The organism is Streptomyces sp. NPDC096152 (assembly GCF_044763235.1).
GTDB lineage: Bacteria > Actinomycetota > Actinomycetes > Streptomycetales > Streptomycetaceae > Streptomyces.
On sequence record NZ_JBIWFW010000002.1, the window covers coordinates 668,771 to 684,741 of the forward strand.

Here is a 15,971-nt window from a genome sequence, read left to right on the forward strand (position 1 = left end):
ACACGGAACGGGAGTCGTTCGATGCGTTCGGTAGTCCCTCTACGGCTTCAGGTGGACGTTGTCGGTGCCGGTGATGACGTGCCGACCAGGCAGGGCTTGCGGCCGGTGGGCGGGAGAGGGCCTGCGCCTCGTCATGCTCTTGCCATGGAGACGTGAGCCGTCGCATGGGCGCGGCGGCAGCTGGTCGAGCGGGACGCCGTCGAGTTCGATCACGGGTGGGGCGCCGCCGAGGAACCGGTCGGCCGTGCGCCGTCACCCCAGGTCGCATCGCTGATCGACTGTACGACCGCAGGTCAGAGACCCGGCCCAGGCTCGGCCCGCTCTACGAGGGCTCGCAGAGGGCAAGATGGTCGGCGTGGCCGTGCTGGCCGAGGTATCCCTCGCCGACCGTAGTCATGGTGCCCGGCGTGAGGGTGGAGCACAGGCCCGTCGCGCCGTCTCGGTAGACGATCATCACGGTCATGGTGTCAGCGCAGTCGTTGGAAGCAGTGACGTACCGCCAACTCTCGTACAGCGCTACACAGGGAGGGGCCGGCACTGAGACTTGCGGTGCAGCCGAGGCCGACTCCGTGAGAATCAGCGGAAGGCTCAAAAGCGTGACGGCACTTGCAGTCGCGATGGCCCGTTTGGTCATCTTACGCATGGATCAGCTCCGCATTCGTGTCTTGGACAGCTTCGAGGAATGTGAACATGAGCCCCGAATGGCGTCTTGGTGCGTTCAAGAACCGAAAGTGTCAGTGGCAGAGCGTCGACCGCAATATCCGGTGCCTGTTCAGGACAGGCCGGCCCATTCAGCCCGCACACGCGGCTGCCTGCGTGGAAGTGTCCCCGGCCTCCTCGACTGCCGAGGTGCCGCTTCAACTATTTCAAGGGTGCGCCGCGAAGTTACTTCTCTTGAGCCAGGCAGCCGGGCTGGAGCACCGGTGCCGCGCTGCGGCCGCTGCAAACGAAATCGAAGCCATGTTGTCCTTCCGCAGACCACGCCGAGCCCAGAAGGCCCAGCCAGATCCGCACTTCCTCGTCGCCACGGCCAGGTCCGCGAACGGCTGCGCACCTTCTACACCGCCGAGCTGGTCACCACCTGTTCCGCTCCTGGCCCGGCTTGGCCACCCGCGACACCGGCTGCGCGGTCAGGAACGCCCTGCGCACGGGGCGTCGGCCGAGAACTGTCCGCGCGAGCGTTGAGGTGGCCCCCAGCCGGTTGCCGCGTGACCCTATGGACGCAGACGTCCGGGCCGGTCACATCACCATCTCCGGGGAAGAGTGCAAGCCCCATCCTGTCCTCCTTGCTGGCCGGGTGCCCAAGATCGGTCGTGGGAAGGAGCATCGGCAACTGAAATGATCTGCCGCATGGCTGGTGTGATCACGGCGTTGGATTCGTCCTGGATCGTTCGCCGGACTGAGCCCGCCTTCGACACCCCGAACAGCGGGGCCAATTGCCGCAGGGGCAGGTTGGTCCGCCAGTACGCCGCGACCAGCAGAGCCCGGTCCTCCAGGCGCCGGCTCCACGGCCGACCCTTGCGAGATCCTTCGCGACTGCCGCCTGAAGGGCGATGGCGTGCACCACGCCATGCTCGGCATCGCACGTCTGCACAACCTCGCCCTCGTCGGATGACGGAGAAACCAGCAGGTCACCAGCAGCGCCAAAGATCATTCACGGGACAACCCTCAGGCGCTGCTCAATCCCACGAAGAGGGCCACGGCTCCGACAAGCTCAGATGCCGCGTTCGGCGTCGGGGACGGTTGGCTTCGGGTGCCCTCGCGAGGACGCCGTCGCCCTTGAGGCGACTGCCCTGGCTGATCACTGCGAGGTGTGCGGCAGGGCGAGGAAGATGATCACTAGATCGAGTGGTCGCCTGCGTGGTCCGGCCCCTTTCAGGAGGCCCTTGCCCATGCTGAGGGGGCCGCGAGACAAGATCACGAAGGGTGCAGACCATGACCATGACGGCACAGGACGTCATCACCATCAAGCTTGAGCGCGCGTTCGACACCATGGACGCCAACCACGACGGCTACGTGGACTGGACGGACTACCAGAAGCTCGGCGACCGCTACATCCAGGCCTACCGGCTCGACAAGGGCGACCGCAGGGCCAGGGCGATCCAGAGCTTCTGCCAGATCTACTTCCTGGAGTTGCTGCGTCACGCGGGAGCGGAGGGGGACCGGCTCACGAAGGATCAGTTCGTCACGGCCAACCGCCTCGCGGTCATCGACACCAGCCGCCTCAACGTGACCGAGGGCGGCGGCCACGCGATCTTCGACGTCATCGACGTCGACGGCGACAACGAGATCAGCAAGGACGAGTTCGCCCGCTTCCTGAGGGACGTGTGGAGGAGCGACGCGGCGGACGCGATGGACGCGTTCGCCAAGCTGGACACCGACGGGGACGGTGCGATCTCGCGCCATGAGTTCATCCGCGCGGTGCGTGAGCACTTCCTCTCGAACGACCCGGACGCACCCGGCAGCCTGTTCTTCGGGCACGTCTGACCTACCCGGCAGGCAATCACCGGTTTCGACCGAAAGCCTCCTGCGGCCGCCCCCGGAGTCCCGATGGGCGGCCGCCGCCGTGCGTACGTCGCCACTTGCCGCTCCGCCGGGTTGAGAGGCAGTCGGAGCAAGCGCCTCCCGCGAAGCCGCCCCGGCGTTCGACTCGGCTTTGCCGGGTGCGTTCGAGGTGGTAGGTGGCGTATACGGCGTTGAAGCCCCCGCGACAGAAGATGAGCCCGAGCCCGACGCCCCTCACCAGCGGCATGATTACAGCAACGGCTCGACCAGAGCCGTCAGTTCGGAGCGGCTGATCTGGCCCACACGGGTCGCCGCGATCCTGCCCTGCCGGTCGATGACGAGCGTGTAGGGGTAGGCCTGCGGATTGACGAGGCCTTTCGGAATGCGCAGAAGCTGGAGGGACTTCGGGTCGTGGAGGCTGCGGTAGGTGAGGTGGTGCTGGTGGGCGAAGGATGCGCCGGCCTTTCGGGAGGCGTCGGTGTCGACGCCCATGACGCGCATGCCGCGTGTGTGGAAGGTGGCGTGGACCGCGGAGACGTCGGGGGCTTCGGCGCGGCAGGGGCCGCACCAGGAGGCCCACGCGTTGATGACGAGCACGTTGCCTCGGTAGTCGTGTACGGCGATCGGGCGGCCGTCGATCGCCGTACCCGTCAGGTCGGGCATCGTCTTGCGGTGGGCAGGGGCGAACGTCTCCTGCAGGCGGGGAGCTTGGCCGTCGTCGAGAGGGGCGCTCGCGCATCCTGAAGCCATCAGGAGCGCCAGGACGAGGCTTGTGGCTTTGGCTGTCTTCATGGGTGGGTGAGGATGTGACGCTTCCTGGTCGCTGAGGAGAAGGGGATGGTGAGCCTGTCTGCTCGACCGCGGGTGTGCGCCGGCAGGGCCCGAACCTGATCGACGTGGGAACGGGGGATGTCCGCAGGGCGGCGCGGTCATAGGGTCGGCGTTCACCTGGTCGGGGTCGCCTGCTCTTCGTCGTCGATCGTGTAGCGCTTCTTCAGAACGGCGTCGAGCTTTCCTGAGCGCCAGGCGGACAGGCACCAGGCGGTGGGCAGCTGGAGCGTGAACAGGCCGAAGAACGAGTACAGGGCTGCGGCGTCCAGGAGTTCTCCCGGGCTGACGCTTCGGTAGGGGACGGCGTTGGCAATGCCGAGGGCCAGCATGTAAAGGGCGCCGTCGATGAGGACGGTTCTCCAGCGCGGCAGCGGGGAGAGCAGGCGGCGGCCCAGGGCGAGCAGCGTGGTGCAGGTGACCAGGAAGACGGCCTGGTCCCTGCACCATGCGAGCGGCTCGGGGCCGGTGGGCCCGAGGTTGTCTCCGAAAGCGAGCGAGGCTGCGGTCAGCACTACGGTGCCGGCGAGCCATGAGATCAGAGTGACCCAGACGGCGTAGACGAGGGCACTACGCCACGGAGTGAACATCATGGCGCTCCTTTCAGGCCCGTGGTCGGGGCCGGCGGCAGGACTCATCATCCCATTTCGCTGCGAGCGGCTGACGTCGGGGCACCGGCCCGGGAGGACCGCTAGTAGCCGCCGTTGTTGGATATGGTGCTGGGTTCGCAGGCGCGGGCGAAGAGGCACTCCAGGCCGCTGAACTTCTTGGTGCTCATCTTGTGTTGGTAGACCGTCTTGGCGGAGTGCTTGTTGCCACTGGTGTAGCCGAAGAGGTACATCTCGTGGTCCGGGGCGGGGCGGGCCTTACCGGACACGTAGAAGTCGCCGTTGCGGGCGAGGCGGGCGTCGTAGTAGACGCCGATGCCGGCGCGGCGGATGCCGGACTTGGGGCAGAACGGGTCGGTGGCCTCGATCTGCCCGTGGACTGCGCGGGTCTTGCCGTCGAACCGGGTCTTGGTACGGAAGTCGATCTTCTTGGTCGACGCCTTCCGCTTGTCGATCAACTTCCCCTTCTTGTTGTAGACCTTGGTCCAGCCGGTCTCGGGGAAGAGGTCGTAGGAAGACTTCGTCCAGTAGACGACGCCGCGGACACCGGCGCGGAAGGAGGTGCCGGAGACGGCCTTGGAGAAGCCGCGGCCGTCGCCCTTGTACTTGTAGGCGCTGCCGTACTTGCAGCCGGCGACCTTGCTGATGTAGCTGGGTACGGTCACCCAGCGCTGCCGGATGAAGGACCGCCAGGTCACCACCGTCTTGGTGTATTTCTTGGCCTTGGCCTCGACCTTCCGGGCGGTCTGGGCGAGCGCGGTGGAGGTGTCGCCGGTGGGGACGGTGACGTTCAGGCCCCAGGTGTGGCCGAGGCCCTTTGCGTCACCGCTGATCTGGTAGGAGGGCTCCGAGCCGGGAGCGATCGCGGCGTCGCGGAGACTGTGTCCGGAGGTCCTGGCGATCACCTTGCCGTCACGGATGACGGTGTAGGTCTTGGCGCCGAGGTCGGGCCACGACAGGTCGACGAATTTGGACGAGGCCGCCCAGGCGGCGCGCTCGGCCTGGTTGGGGGAGTGGGCGAGGGTGACGTCGGCGATGACGTGCTGGGAGCCGGCGGCGAGGATCTGGCTGTCGGTGGCCTGACCGGTGTAGGTCTTCACGGTGTGGACGGCGCTGGAGGCGACAGCGGCCTTGCCAGTGGTGAACGTGCCGGTCGTGGCGTTGAGGACGAACTCGGCCTCTTGTGGCGCAGGGGAGGCTGCGGCGGTGGTTCCGTTGTTGGCCACCGTGGTGGCGAGAAGGGCGACGGGGAGCGCAGCTGCCGCGCACCAGCGTCCCACTGTGCGGTTGACGTTCAAGAACGACTCCTTGGATCAAGCAGTGGCTTCAACGTGCCTGCCTGTAGGGGGTGTTCAGGGCTTTTGCAGCGCGCCGGGGGCGGCTTCCGCGCAGTACGCAGGGCGGTGACACCCTGGAAGCCGCCCCCGGGCGGGGTCAGGACAGGCCCCACTCCTGGCGTCCGCGGGCCGGGTTCGAGCCTCCGGACTTCTCCAGGTAGGGATGCGAGCCGGCCTTCGTGGAGTTCGACGCGATGACCTTGCCGTTGCGGGCCTGGCTCCAGATCTTTGAGCCGCCCAGCATCCAGCGCTGCGCCTTCCAGCTGGAGTGGCAGGTGTACTGGACGATGCGGCTCTTCTTGTCGACGTTCAGGCACTTGCCCGACTTGTCGTTCTTGATGGTGAACAGCGACTGGTTCTTGTAGAGCCGGTGGAGGGTCCAGCGCTGCGTCTTGTCGGTCCTGGAGCACTTGCCGACGGTGACTCGAGCGTTGTTCTTGGTGCTGCCTCCCATCGAGAGGCAGATGTGGCCAGGCGCCCAGACGCGTTCCAGGCGGGTGTGGGCGTAGGGGTCCTTGGCCTGGGGCGCGGCATTGGCCGCCGGTACGGCGAGCCCGGTCACCGTACCGGCGGCAACGGCGGCGAGCAGCAGTGAGCCGGCTGTCTTACGCATGGGTTCCTCCCCGTTTGATCAACATGGCGCGTCTCGAACGTAGGCGCGAACTGAGATGCCCGCTACGTCTGTTGGGGAGGTGTCCAATGGGGCATCACCCAAGAGGGAGGTGCCCCGTACCCGGTGTGCGATCGTCTGATCCGGTGGCCTACGGTGGCCCTCGCACTGGTCTCACTCACGGGAAGACGACTCTCGCTCATGACGCGTTTGCGCCGTCTCGCATGGGTTGCCGTCTGCGGCATCGTCGTTCTGACCGTGGGGGGTGCGGTGACGACTCATCTGCTGGACGGTCCGGAGCGGGGTCTGACGGCTGCCAGGGGTGCGGGGGACACACACTGCCGGGAGGTCACTCAGAAGGCGCCGGGCGTGCTGGCAGGCAAAGAGCGCCGGTCGGTGAGTCTTGAGGGTGTAGTGGTGTGGGGTGACCAGGACGTGATCCTGCGCTGCGGTGTCAACTCACCGTTGGCTACGAAGGATCCGTGTTTCGAGGCGGACGGGGTGGACTGGGTGATCGATGTTCGGCAGTCGACGCCGGAGCGGAAGGTCATCGTGACGTTCGGCCGTACGCCCGCGACTCAGGTTGCGATCCTCACTCGTGAGGCACGGACTGACGAGGCGATCGTCGGGCTGTCGCACCTGGTGGCTGGCATACCGGCGTCTGGCCGGTGCCTGAACGCGCAGTGACCGGCGCCGGGCCCGCCCCTTGGAAGAGGGCGGGCCCGACCGCCTACGCGAGGGTGGGCTCGCGCCACTGGCCTACGACCTTGCCGAGATGCCGTGAACACGAAGGGTCGGTGCACAGCGCATTGTGGGCCAGGGCCGAGATGATCGCGGCCTGCGTCCGCGTCTGCTGTCCCAGCTTTGCCACGATGTTCGCGATGTGCGCCTTCACCGTGCGTTCAGCGATCCCCAGTTCCCTGGACAGCTCGCGGTTGCCCAGACCCGTCCCCAGTAGCAGCAGAACTTCTCTTTCCCGGTCGGTCAGCGCCCTCAGCCGCCAGACGCCGGGTTCCGGGTTCTGGCCAGTTCGCCGGTAGGGGCAGGCTGTGTCGGCTACGTCGGACCGTGTGGTCATTCCGGTCCCTTTCTGGACGCCGCGTTTCCCGGCAGACCCCCGTGGCCTGGTTGCTGCGGCGAACCATCATCCAACCTACCTGCTCATCGATTGCATGTTCACGCCATTCTGAGGCCCCGGACGCGCCACCTCGTCGGCCCGGCACGGGACGCCGGCCTCGGCGAGAGCGTGCACACGAAGCACGGATGGGGGCGAGGGAACCTTGGTCGTGAACCCGTCTGGTCGACTCGCAATTCTCCTGCGGGGCGGCAAGCCGGTTCGGGGCCGGCGGTGCGATCACCGTGGCACCACCGGCCCGAACAGGCGTGTCGGCGGGATACTTTCTCAGAGAGGTCGGCTGTTCACCGCCTCACGCGACAGACGGCGTCCGCCGCTGGCCCCATACCTGGCCCAGGTGCCGCGAACACATCGGGTCGGTGCACAGTGAGCCGTGGGTCAGGGCGGAGACAATCGCGGCCTGTGTCCGCGTCTGCTGTCCCAGCTTTGCCACGATGTTCGCGATGTGCGCCTTCACCGTGCGTTCCGCGATCCCCAGTTCCTGTGCCAGCTCACGGTTACCCTGTCCTGTTCCCAGCAGCAGCAGAACTTCTCTCTCTCTTTGGGTGAGGCTCTCCAGCCGCCGTACGCCAGGGTTGGGGCTGTATCCGGTGCGCCGGTAGGGGCAGGCCGTGTCTCCGGCGTCGGACCGTTGGGTCATTCCGGCCCTTCCTGATCGCAGCTTCTCCAGCAGACCCCCGTGGCCTGGTTGCGGCTGCGACCGAACCCCAATCTACCCATCGTTAACAAAGCGCTCACGCCATTAAGGCACGTCAACTTACCATGGCCGAAAATGCGTTGTCCGTTTTGCCTATTGCCCATCGGTGGGGATCCTCTTCGGGCGTTGCCCGAAGAGGCAATATCCGTCAAGTTTTCAAATTGCTCTCGCTGTAGGTCGTGATCTTCATCTCGGCCAGGCACCATCACGAGCCCGTCACTATCGGCGACAGGGCGGGGCAATCCGTCCACGGGCGCCGCTCGGTCTTCTGGGACGGAGGCCGCTCTCCTCGGAGGTGGGGAGAGCGGCCCCCACAGCGTGGGTGCTACTTCTGGTTGACGAGCCGGCCGATGAAGGCGCTCCTGGTGGAGTGGAGGGTGACCCGCTTGACGACCTTCTTCCCGAAGGTCTTCACCCGCGGGAGGGCGGTGATACGGCCGCTGGCGTCGTTGCCTTTGACGCTGCTGGTGGCGTCGATGCGGATCGCGGCGTTGATGTTGAACACGTCGGTGCTGGCCTTGGTGGTGCCGGGGAGCTTGCCGACGGTCGGGTAGACGAGGGTGGCGCCCTCGGTGGTGACGGGGATGTTGAAGATCTTCTCCGTCACGGAGAACGCCGCAGTGGTGGTGCGGGCCTTGTCCTTGGCGGTCTTGAAGGACGCCTTGGTGACGAAGGTGACGTTCTTGTTGTAGCGGTCGACACTGGTGACGTTGCGGATCTTGCCCCAGGCCTTGCCGGTGAGGGCCTTGTAGACCTTCTGGTCCTGGAGGGTCTTGACGAAGACCTGCTTCTGATGCTTGCTCAGCTTGGCGAACTGCGCGGCGCTCTTCTTTGCGGCTGAGGTGCTCTGCTGCTTCAGGTACTTCTCGTAGGCCGGGACGGTCAGCTTGGCAGCCGGCTTCGCCGGGTCGCTCTCGGCGGCGTGGGCGGCCGGGACGAGGACGGTGAGCCCGGCAATGGTAGCGATGGCGGCAGAGGTGAGACGGCCGGTCGTGGACGTGAGCATGCGCGACTCCCGTGTCATATGAGCTTCTGTGTGAACGTCAACGACTTTACGGACGGAACGGCTTGACCGAAATTGTCACTTAAGGCATGGCACGGTAGGGCACTGCCTTAAGGTGCAATGCCCTTTCGGGCGACCGTCTCCGCCAGTCACCAAGTTGTAAATGATCACGCCACTCGGCTCAGAAACAGACCGTTAACGGGAATTGCTCTTTCGCGTTGCACGTTTGAAGGAATCCGGGATCTTGCGCGCCGGAGCGGGGTCGCGGAACGCACGCATGAGTTGGCAGTGCTGTGGGGGCACACACCATGTGGTGTGTGCCCCCACAGCACTGCCGGTAGCACTGTCAGTAGTGCTCTTCCCGGTAGACGCCGTCGGCGTCGACGCCCCGGCCCCAGTCACCGAAGCTCGTGTTCGCGAGCTCCATGTTGACGACGAAGGAACCGGCCGCCGTGAGGGTGATCCTGAACGGAGCGTCGTCCTCGTCGGGCAGGTTGTTCACGGCCAGCAAAGGGAACTCCGCGGAGGCCAGCGCCTGCTCGTCGGCGATGAGAACGAGAGTACTGTCCGGCCAGTCCTCGTCATCGCGCCCGATCCGCGCCTGAATCTGATCCGCCGTGAAGCCCGCGTAGGTGCGATTGTCGATGACGGTGATCGACTCGTACTGCTCCGAGCCTCCCTCGAGGGCGTGGACCATGCGTGTCCACTCACCTGGCTGCCCGAAGGACGTCCGTACCAGGAGCGGACCGGCGGACTCCTCGATCGTGGAGGAGGGCGGCTCAGGCTCGGCCCCCGTACGCTCGCCCGGGATGACCTGGATGAGGAAGCGGGGCTTCTTGCCGTCCGACGACCGGTCACTGGCATGGACGCGGATCAGGTAGGGGCCGACTCCGGCGGTGGCGAGATTCTCTTTGCGCAGCGGCTCGTACCCGCTGTCGCACAGGGCGAGGAAGCCGGTCGTGGAGATCACGGTGATCTCCTCGACCTCGTCCCAGCCGCTTTCCGCGCCCGGGTCATCCCCGGCGTAGAGGGTGACGATGGGGTTCTCCAGGGCACTTCCGGCGTCAATGTGCAGCCAGTCCTTCTCGGCCGCCAGAAACCCGTGTCCGCGCGGCGGCTTGCCGGCGTCGGGATCCATGACGGCCAGGTCGCCCCACTCCTTCATCTTGAGCGGCCGGGTGCGGCCGTCAAGGAGCGGCCAGTTGGAACGCTGCATGGAGAACCCCCATCGTGCCTGCTGTGCCTGCCGGTTACGTGCTGGAAGGTTAGACCGCACCTGTGGCAGGCGCGTTGCGCGCCTTACTTGATGCGGACGTAGTAGCCGTCGCCGTTGAGGACGCGCTGGGCCTTGTAGAAGCCGCCGAGACGGGCGCCGGCGCTGCGGTTGTCACCGGCGGAGATGATGCGGGTGCTGCCGCGGGCCGGGTTGCCGCCCTCCTTGCTGGCGGCGAAAGGGTACTCGTCGCAGTCGTACTTCTTGGGGTTGGGGTTGTGCACCCTCGCGCACATGGCCTTGCGGTGGGCGTTGATGGTCTTCTCGTCGGTGATGCGGTGCAGCGGGGTGGAGGCGCCCGGGTGGCCGGCGATCTTGCGCTGGGCGTCGAGGATGTGGTTGGCGGATTCCTTCACCTTCGCGTCGCTGCGGGAGAGGGTGAAGACGGGAGGCGCGGACGGGAAGACGCAGCCGGGGTTCTTGGTGCGCTTCTTGGGGCCCCAGAACGTGTCGTCACAGCGGTACTTGGCGGATTTGTAGGTGAAGCCGCCTGCTGTGTAGCCGGGCTTGGTGAAGGTGAACCGGTAGGAGGCCGGGCTGGTGAGCTGCTTCTTCTTTCCGACGCCGGCGGCGTAGCCGACGGTCCCCTTGTGGGCTGGGCCGAGGGTGGACCCTTGCGGGAATTTGACGGCGGTCTTGACGCCCTTGCCGCCGCCCACGGACACGGCGACGTGGATGCCGCCGGCGTTGACGAGCCTGGCCTTGCCGACGGTGAAGCTCTCAGCCCACTTCAGCTTGTTGGTCTTCAGCGTCATGGAGTGCTTGATGTCGAAGGAGGCGGAGCCGACCGGCTTGCCGTTCTTGAGCAGGTCGACGCGGGCGCCGACATCCATGCACATGCTGGTGCGGGTGATGGTGATGGTGTTGAGCCTGCAACTCGCGGCGGCGTCCGTATTGGCGTAGACGGTCTTGACGGCCTGGGCCTGGGCGGAGGTGATGCTGTACGTCGCCGGTGCGGCCTGCGCGGTTGCGGCGCTGACGCCGGTGAGGAGGAGGGTGCCGAGACCGGCGGATATGACGGCCTTTCTGGGCGCGCTGATGCGCATGGGTGTGTGTCCCCTCGTTTGATGGAGGGACGGCCCCGCGTCGGGGCTGCCGTCCGTGAGGCGAGCACGTTATGCGCTTCAGTGGTCGTGAAACTATTGGTCTTTGGGGCACTGCCTGTTAAGACAAGTCGGGTTTCGGTCAGCAGCGGTGATGGTGGGGGCCGCGACGGCGGAGCCCGTTCGGTACCGCGTTCTCGGCTACCGCTGATTTCCCTTCCAATGTTCTACGGCCGCCAATTGCATGGGATGAAACGAGACGTGCATCTGTGCCATTGGCATGAGCGGTGAGCCTGCCGCCGAGGCCTGATACTGCCTGAAAGGGATGTGCACAAAGAGACAATGGAGAGTAGTGCTGCCACTTCCGTACGGTGATCCTCCCCCTTGTCCAGGGGGACGATCACGGGGAGGACAGCATGCAGAAGATACGCATGGCGGGCGTCGGCGCCGTGGCGGCCGGTCTGCTCGCCGGTGCCGCGCCGGCGAACGCGGTGCAGAATCAGGCCCCGCAGCAGACGCAGTCGGCGCAGGCCAAGGCCTTCACGAAGCTGAAGGTGCTCAAGGAGTTCGACTACTCCCACAGCAAGCAGCACCAACTGCCACTGCGCCTGGGCGAGTACTACCGCAACAAGAAGGGCAAGATGGTCGGCTTCGGCTGGACCAAGATCAAGAAGAAGCACAACATCACCAAGTACGGCATCGTCGGTTGGCTGGCCAAGTCGCCCAACATCGACCACCTGAAGGGCCCCCGCTACAACCTGACCGGCTGGGCCCACCACGTCAAATGCTCCGGCAGCCGCTGCAAGATCGTCGACCGGCGCAAGATGCTCCTGGCCACCGACGAGACGATGACCCCCACCGGCGGGCGCGGCCGGTTCGCCTTCTTCGGCGCGGTCACCGCTTTCTGCGTGGGCACCGAGAAGTGCCCGACCTGGGTGAACACCAAGTTCAAGCCGCGTATGACGGCCCTGAACACCGCCCCGGGCGACCAGTACGTGTTCTCCTACGAGCCGTTGAAGGTCAGCAAGGGCAGCCTCATCCAGACTGCCTGAGCATCCGTCAGGAGGTCGGTAGCATGGATGCCGCCCCGGAAGACCAGCCGGGGCGGCATCCGCACGAGACCGAGGGGAAGCATCATGGCGGCCCGCGGAAAGAGGCGCCGGACGCGCACGGTGACGGTCGGCTCCTACGAACCGCCCTCCGCGAGCAAACCGAGCGAACGGCCCGTCGCCGACGACGCGACGGCGGCTTTTCTTCTCAGCGTCTCCGACCTCGTCTTCCGCGCCGGGACACAAGGGATCGAGCTGCGCCGCATGGACGTGGCCACGCGCACCTTCGAGTTCTGCGACACTCAGACCTCCCGTCCGCGCGGCGCCACCAGCGACGGCCGCGCCATCCCCGGCGAGGGGACCGAGCGCGTCGGCCAGTACTGGATGCCGGACGCCGCATCCCCGGGTTGGGCCCACCTGGCATGGCTCATCCAGGACCTCGCCTCGCTGCCGACCCACCGCGACTACGGTCCCGAGGGCGGCCCAGAACTGGTCGGCCTCCAGGCCTTCGGGCCGGACTGGGTCGATGTGCTCCTCGAGCACGGTGACGGCCAGTGGAGGGTACGGATCCGGCTGGAGGGACGCGACGAACCCCTGCGGTTCCCGGCCATGGCCCTCGGGGAGCTGTTCGGCGAAGGCGGCCACCGGCACGACGCGGAGCCGGATGAACCCGATCTCATCCGCGACATCCTCTGAAAAGTGGCTCGCCGGATGCCGACGCCTGCACCGCCGCTACGAACGCAAGTTCGCGCCAGCTATGGCTAACCCGCTGATCCCTCGTCCTCTTCGGCGGTGTCGCCGATGGCCACACGCAGGTCATGCATGCCCTGCATGATGTCGATGAGGGCTTCCTCCGCCCCGCCCAGAGCCCGGCGGGTCCCCTCGATATCACCTCGGTCGGCGTGCAGCTGGGCACTGAAGGTGTACAACGCCGTCATCGCCGCCGCGAAGGACGCCTCCCGTCCTGGAGGGGGTTCCTCCGCTTCGGATTCCGAGACCTGCATGGCAGTGCGCTGCAGTCTGTTCGTCAAGACGTTGACCGCAAGGCCGGGATCCGGGCCCAGTTGATCTGCCCACCCGAGCAGCGTGTCGAGGACATCCTCGATCTCCCCCTCCTCGGACAGACGCGTCGCGGTGGTGATCTCCAGCTCTGTCTTGGCCAGTAGATTGCCCAGCAGCCGCAGACGGTCGCCTTCCTGTGATCCCTCGGTGCCCGCTTCCTGATCGGTCACCGGTTCAGCCCCTAGAGCGCTCAACGCTGCACTGATCTGTTCGGCACTCACCGGACGCTCGTTCCTGATGCTCATACCCTCAGCTTCGCTGCACGGAGGCGTAATCGCCTGCTCACACACCGGCGGGGACACGGCGGGAACACGGCTGGTCCAAACCCAGATGGGTGCGGGCCGTCTGCAGCGCCGTGCCCGGTAATGCGCTTCCAACCCGGCGAAAGCGCCCAGCGATGCGGCCTGTCAGGGCCTCGTACGGGTTCTGCCGGCGGCAGGACCTATGCCGTGACTTGCGGGCACCGCCTCATCAGACGCACCCCAATCGTGCCGAGTGGCGAAGATCCAGGTGTCATGGTATGAAAAGAAAGACTTGCCTATGCGAGCAAAGTACGTGATTCTGATGATAATTCGAATCATGCGAACCTTCGCACTCGGGACCATCTCCGCCGCACTGGCAGCCGGTATCGCATGCGCCGCCGCTGAGTCGGCTTCAGCTGCTCCGTCGAAGGACTGCTACACGTTTACGTGGATCGACACCAACGGTCAATTGCAGCAAGGGCAATACTGCAATTACAACCCGTACCCGCTCTACTGATAGCAGCCGCAATCAGTCGCCCTCAACGTTGCAAGTGGGGTACACCTTGCGCGGGCTGCTGCTCTAAGGGGCGCTGAACTTCGGTTTGTCGTACGGGTATTGGCTGCTCGATCGGGCACGCCCGCAGCCTGCGGGCGTGCCCGACCAGGTCCGGGATGTGCCAGTCGGCGCGGCAGATGTCGCCCCGGACCCGCTCGACCTCGGCACCTGACGCGGCCAGCCGGCGGCAGACCGACGGAGATCGGCACGTCCCGGCGGAATGCGGAGACACCCAGCCGGCATGAGCAGCTGTGCCGGCTTCAGTGGCCGCGCAGCGGGTTGGCGCGGGCGATCGCCATCAGGTACCAGGCGGTGGCGCCGGTGTGCCGGTAGGGGTAGTAGCCGAAGCCGAAACCGGTGTCCAGCGGGCTGCTGGCCGACACCACGCCCGACCCCTCGGGCAGGGCCCTGCCTCCCACGGTCTGCCCCTGACCGAGCCGGTCCTGGGCCTGCTCCAGGGAGTCGAGGAGACGGGCCGCGCGCCGCGCGTCGCCGGGCTGGGCACGCTCGCGCAGGGCCAGGGCGAGGTGGGCGGTGCCCTCGAACCATACGCCGTTGCGGTCGGGCCTGGGCTGATACGGCGCGATGGGCGCGCTCTCGTCCGCCACCAGGGAGGCCGAGCTGAAGGTGACGCCCTCGTAGGACTGACCGGCGGGCACGGTGCTGTTGGGACGGTCCGCGGTGTCCGTCACCCTCAGATGTGCGCAAGCCCAGTCGAGCGACCCGGCGTGGCGGCGCTCGCGCAGGGTGAGGTAGCTCCAGGTCTGGGTGTCCTCCGGCACGGGGGAGGTGTTGACGGTGACACCGTCGTTGGTGCCGGTGTAGAAGAAGCCGCCGGTGGCGTCCCACATCCGGTGGACGAACGCTTCGGCGCGGGCGCGCCGCTCCAGCCAGACCCGTTCGCCGGTCAGCCGGGCGAGCCGCCCGAACAGGGCCGTCAGGTCGATGTTGTGCTCGGTGGCGCTGTACGGGAGCTTCGCGCCGGACCCGTCGACGCCGAACTTGTAGCCCCCGAGGGGCTGGTCGGTGCGGGCGTTCGCCTCCACCCACTCGCCGATCCGGACGGCGCTGGACAGGAAACGGTCCGCTCCAGTGCGGTCGGCCAGCGCGGCCAGAGCGATGCCTGCCCACGCCATGTCCCCGACGGCCGTACCGGTGAAGCCGAACTGGGTGCCGATGTTCACCGTGCCGTCCGCGCGTACGAACCCGTCCGGCTGCGGCGAGCCGTCGTAGTAGACGTACGGGCCCACGTTGTACGCCTGACGCAGTCGGCCGTCGTCGTGCTGCGGGTCATGGGTCTGCGCGTACAGCAGCGCGTCCCCGAGCGCCATGGCTCTGGCCCGCGCGGCGTGGCCGGGCTGCGCGAGGTAGGCCAGCACGGCAAGGGCGTTGTCGTAGGTGAAGGCGGTGCTGAACAGGCCCGCCTGGTCGGTGTAGCTCTGGGCCAGACGCGTCGTGCCGTGCTCCGGGTAGGCGTCCATGGCCGCGTCGAGGAAGACGTAGCCGCGTGCCCGGGCGCCGGCCCGAACGGCGGCTTTCGGGGTTCGGCCGGCTGCGACGGCCGAACCGGCGCCGACCACGGACAGCACCGCGGTGGCCGTCCCGGCGCCGAGGAGCGCCCTCCGAGTGAGGTGTTGACGTGCCGTGCCGGACATGGGCCCCTCCAGGATGCTGTGACTCTCATTTTGAGAGCGCTCTCAAGCGTGCACATTCTGTTGGCCGGCGTTCGGTCGGTCAAGGAGTGGCGATGGTCGGGCTGTAGGTCTTCCGCGCTTTCCGTGCTCCGGTGAGCACAGTGGCGTGCGTGGCTGCGGTGCAGACGCCGTACCGACCGGGACGCGGACTCGTCGGCGTCGGCTGGAGGTGAAGCCTGTCTCGTCGACCTTCGTCCCAGGAGTGGCGACGTTGGGGCGGTCGACGCGCTGGCGGAGAGTGCTGGGCCGGTCTCGCCGGATGCGGACCGCTCTGCCCTTGCCGTCGTGCGTGGCGAAGAGTGGCCGTATCCCCCGTGCGCCCCGCGGCC

17 protein-coding genes and 2 pseudogenes are annotated in these 15,971 nt (G+C 66.8%); 6 read left to right on the plus strand and 13 right to left on the minus strand.

What is annotated here, in order from left to right:
- Positions 1 to 322: 322 nt before the first annotated feature.
- Together ACIQ9G_RS08555 and ACIQ9G_RS08560 are read right to left on the minus strand one after the other, a co-directional pair.
- A complete protein-coding gene (locus ACIQ9G_RS08555; protein ID WP_403607565.1) occupies positions 323 to 643 on the minus strand; it encodes a hypothetical protein in 321 nt (106 codons plus the stop codon).
- Positions 644 to 1,394: 751 nt separating this feature from the next.
- Positions 1,395 to 1,523, minus strand: a pseudogene (locus ACIQ9G_RS08560) (transposase family protein); the annotation flags it as partial.
- On the opposite strand from ACIQ9G_RS08560, the pseudogene ACIQ9G_RS08565 reads away from it, so the two are divergent.
- Positions 1,523 to 1,615 (plus strand): annotated as a pseudogene (locus ACIQ9G_RS08565) (IS5/IS1182 family transposase); the annotation flags it as partial. The pseudogenes ACIQ9G_RS08560 and ACIQ9G_RS08565 sit on opposite strands and share 1 nt — an antisense overlap.
- A 320-nt stretch (positions 1,616 to 1,935) precedes the next feature.
- On the plus strand, positions 1,936 to 2,487 hold the full coding sequence (locus ACIQ9G_RS08570; RefSeq protein WP_403607566.1) for an EF-hand domain-containing protein: 552 nt from the start codon (positions 1,936 to 1,938) through the stop codon (positions 2,485 to 2,487).
- 267 nt (positions 2,488 to 2,754) lie between these two features.
- On the opposite strand, the gene ACIQ9G_RS08575 is transcribed toward ACIQ9G_RS08570, so the two are convergent.
- From ACIQ9G_RS08575 to ACIQ9G_RS08590, 4 genes are all read right to left on the minus strand, one after another.
- Positions 2,755 to 3,297: a TlpA family protein disulfide reductase gene (locus ACIQ9G_RS08575; RefSeq protein ID WP_403607567.1), complete on the minus strand. Its 543-nt coding sequence runs from the start codon at positions 3,295 to 3,297 to the stop codon at positions 2,755 to 2,757.
- A 152-nt stretch (positions 3,298 to 3,449) separates the two neighbouring features.
- Positions 3,450 to 3,926 (minus strand): hypothetical protein, encoded by a 477-nt coding sequence (locus ACIQ9G_RS08580; protein ID WP_403607568.1) that lies wholly within the window; start codon positions 3,924 to 3,926, stop codon positions 3,450 to 3,452.
- Between the two features lie 98 nt (positions 3,927 to 4,024).
- Positions 4,025 to 5,239, minus strand: a complete 1,215-nt coding sequence (locus tag ACIQ9G_RS08585) for a hypothetical protein (protein ID WP_403607569.1) — start codon at positions 5,237 to 5,239, stop codon at positions 4,025 to 4,027.
- Between the two features lie 136 nt (positions 5,240 to 5,375).
- Positions 5,376 to 5,891: an RICIN domain-containing protein gene (locus ACIQ9G_RS08590; protein WP_403607570.1), complete on the minus strand. Its 516-nt coding sequence runs from the start codon at positions 5,889 to 5,891 to the stop codon at positions 5,376 to 5,378.
- A gap of 198 nt (positions 5,892 to 6,089) precedes the next feature.
- Here ACIQ9G_RS08590 and ACIQ9G_RS08595 point away from each other — a divergent pair, with 198 nt between their 5' ends.
- Positions 6,090 to 6,575, plus strand: a complete 486-nt coding sequence (locus ACIQ9G_RS08595) for a DUF3515 family protein (protein WP_403607571.1) — start codon at positions 6,090 to 6,092, stop codon at positions 6,573 to 6,575.
- 43 nt (positions 6,576 to 6,618) lie between these two features.
- Here the strand turns inward: ACIQ9G_RS08595 and ACIQ9G_RS08600 are convergent, their stop codons facing one another.
- The 5 genes from ACIQ9G_RS08600 to ACIQ9G_RS08620 form a co-directional block, all read right to left on the minus strand.
- Positions 6,619 to 6,966, minus strand: coding sequence for a LuxR C-terminal-related transcriptional regulator (locus ACIQ9G_RS08600; RefSeq protein WP_403607572.1), 348 nt, complete (start codon positions 6,964 to 6,966; stop codon positions 6,619 to 6,621).
- Between the two features lie 349 nt (positions 6,967 to 7,315).
- A complete protein-coding gene (locus ACIQ9G_RS08605; protein WP_403607573.1) occupies positions 7,316 to 7,663 on the minus strand; it encodes a response regulator transcription factor in 348 nt (115 codons plus the stop codon).
- A 382-nt stretch (positions 7,664 to 8,045) separates the two neighbouring features.
- Positions 8,046 to 8,726 (minus strand): hypothetical protein, encoded by a 681-nt coding sequence (locus ACIQ9G_RS08610; protein ID WP_403607574.1) that lies wholly within the window; start codon positions 8,724 to 8,726, stop codon positions 8,046 to 8,048.
- Positions 8,727 to 9,069: 343 nt separating this feature from the next.
- Positions 9,070 to 9,939: a DUF6924 domain-containing protein gene (locus ACIQ9G_RS08615; RefSeq protein ID WP_403607575.1), complete on the minus strand. Its 870-nt coding sequence runs from the start codon at positions 9,937 to 9,939 to the stop codon at positions 9,070 to 9,072.
- A gap of 83 nt (positions 9,940 to 10,022) precedes the next feature.
- Entirely contained in the window at positions 10,023 to 11,042 is a 1,020-nt protein-coding gene (locus ACIQ9G_RS08620) for a NucA/NucB deoxyribonuclease domain-containing protein (RefSeq protein ID WP_403607576.1), read from the minus strand.
- A 413-nt stretch (positions 11,043 to 11,455) separates the two neighbouring features.
- Between ACIQ9G_RS08620 and ACIQ9G_RS08625 the strand changes: the two genes are divergently transcribed.
- Positions 11,456 to 12,091 carry a hypothetical protein gene (locus ACIQ9G_RS08625; RefSeq protein ID WP_403607577.1) on the plus strand — a complete coding sequence of 212 codons (636 nt, stop codon included), beginning with the start codon at positions 11,456 to 11,458 and terminating at the stop codon, positions 12,089 to 12,091.
- An 84-nt stretch (positions 12,092 to 12,175) separates the two neighbouring features.
- Positions 12,176 to 12,784, plus strand: a complete 609-nt coding sequence (locus tag ACIQ9G_RS08630; protein ID WP_403607578.1) for a hypothetical protein — start codon at positions 12,176 to 12,178, stop codon at positions 12,782 to 12,784.
- Between the two features lie 65 nt (positions 12,785 to 12,849).
- On the opposite strand, the gene ACIQ9G_RS08635 is transcribed toward ACIQ9G_RS08630, so the two are convergent.
- Positions 12,850 to 13,395: a hypothetical protein gene (locus ACIQ9G_RS08635; protein ID WP_403607579.1), complete on the minus strand. Its 546-nt coding sequence runs from the start codon at positions 13,393 to 13,395 to the stop codon at positions 12,850 to 12,852.
- Positions 13,396 to 13,729: 334 nt separating this feature from the next.
- On the opposite strand from ACIQ9G_RS08635, the gene ACIQ9G_RS08640 reads away from it, so the two are divergent.
- Entirely contained in the window at positions 13,730 to 13,909 is a 180-nt protein-coding gene (locus ACIQ9G_RS08640; RefSeq protein WP_403607580.1) for a hypothetical protein, read from the plus strand.
- A 299-nt stretch (positions 13,910 to 14,208) separates the two neighbouring features.
- Here the strand turns inward: ACIQ9G_RS08640 and ACIQ9G_RS08645 are convergent, their stop codons facing one another.
- Positions 14,209 to 15,603, minus strand: a complete 1,395-nt coding sequence (locus ACIQ9G_RS08645; RefSeq protein WP_403607581.1) for a Tat pathway signal sequence domain protein — start codon at positions 15,601 to 15,603, stop codon at positions 14,209 to 14,211.
- Between the last annotated feature and the right edge of the window lie 368 nt (positions 15,604 to 15,971).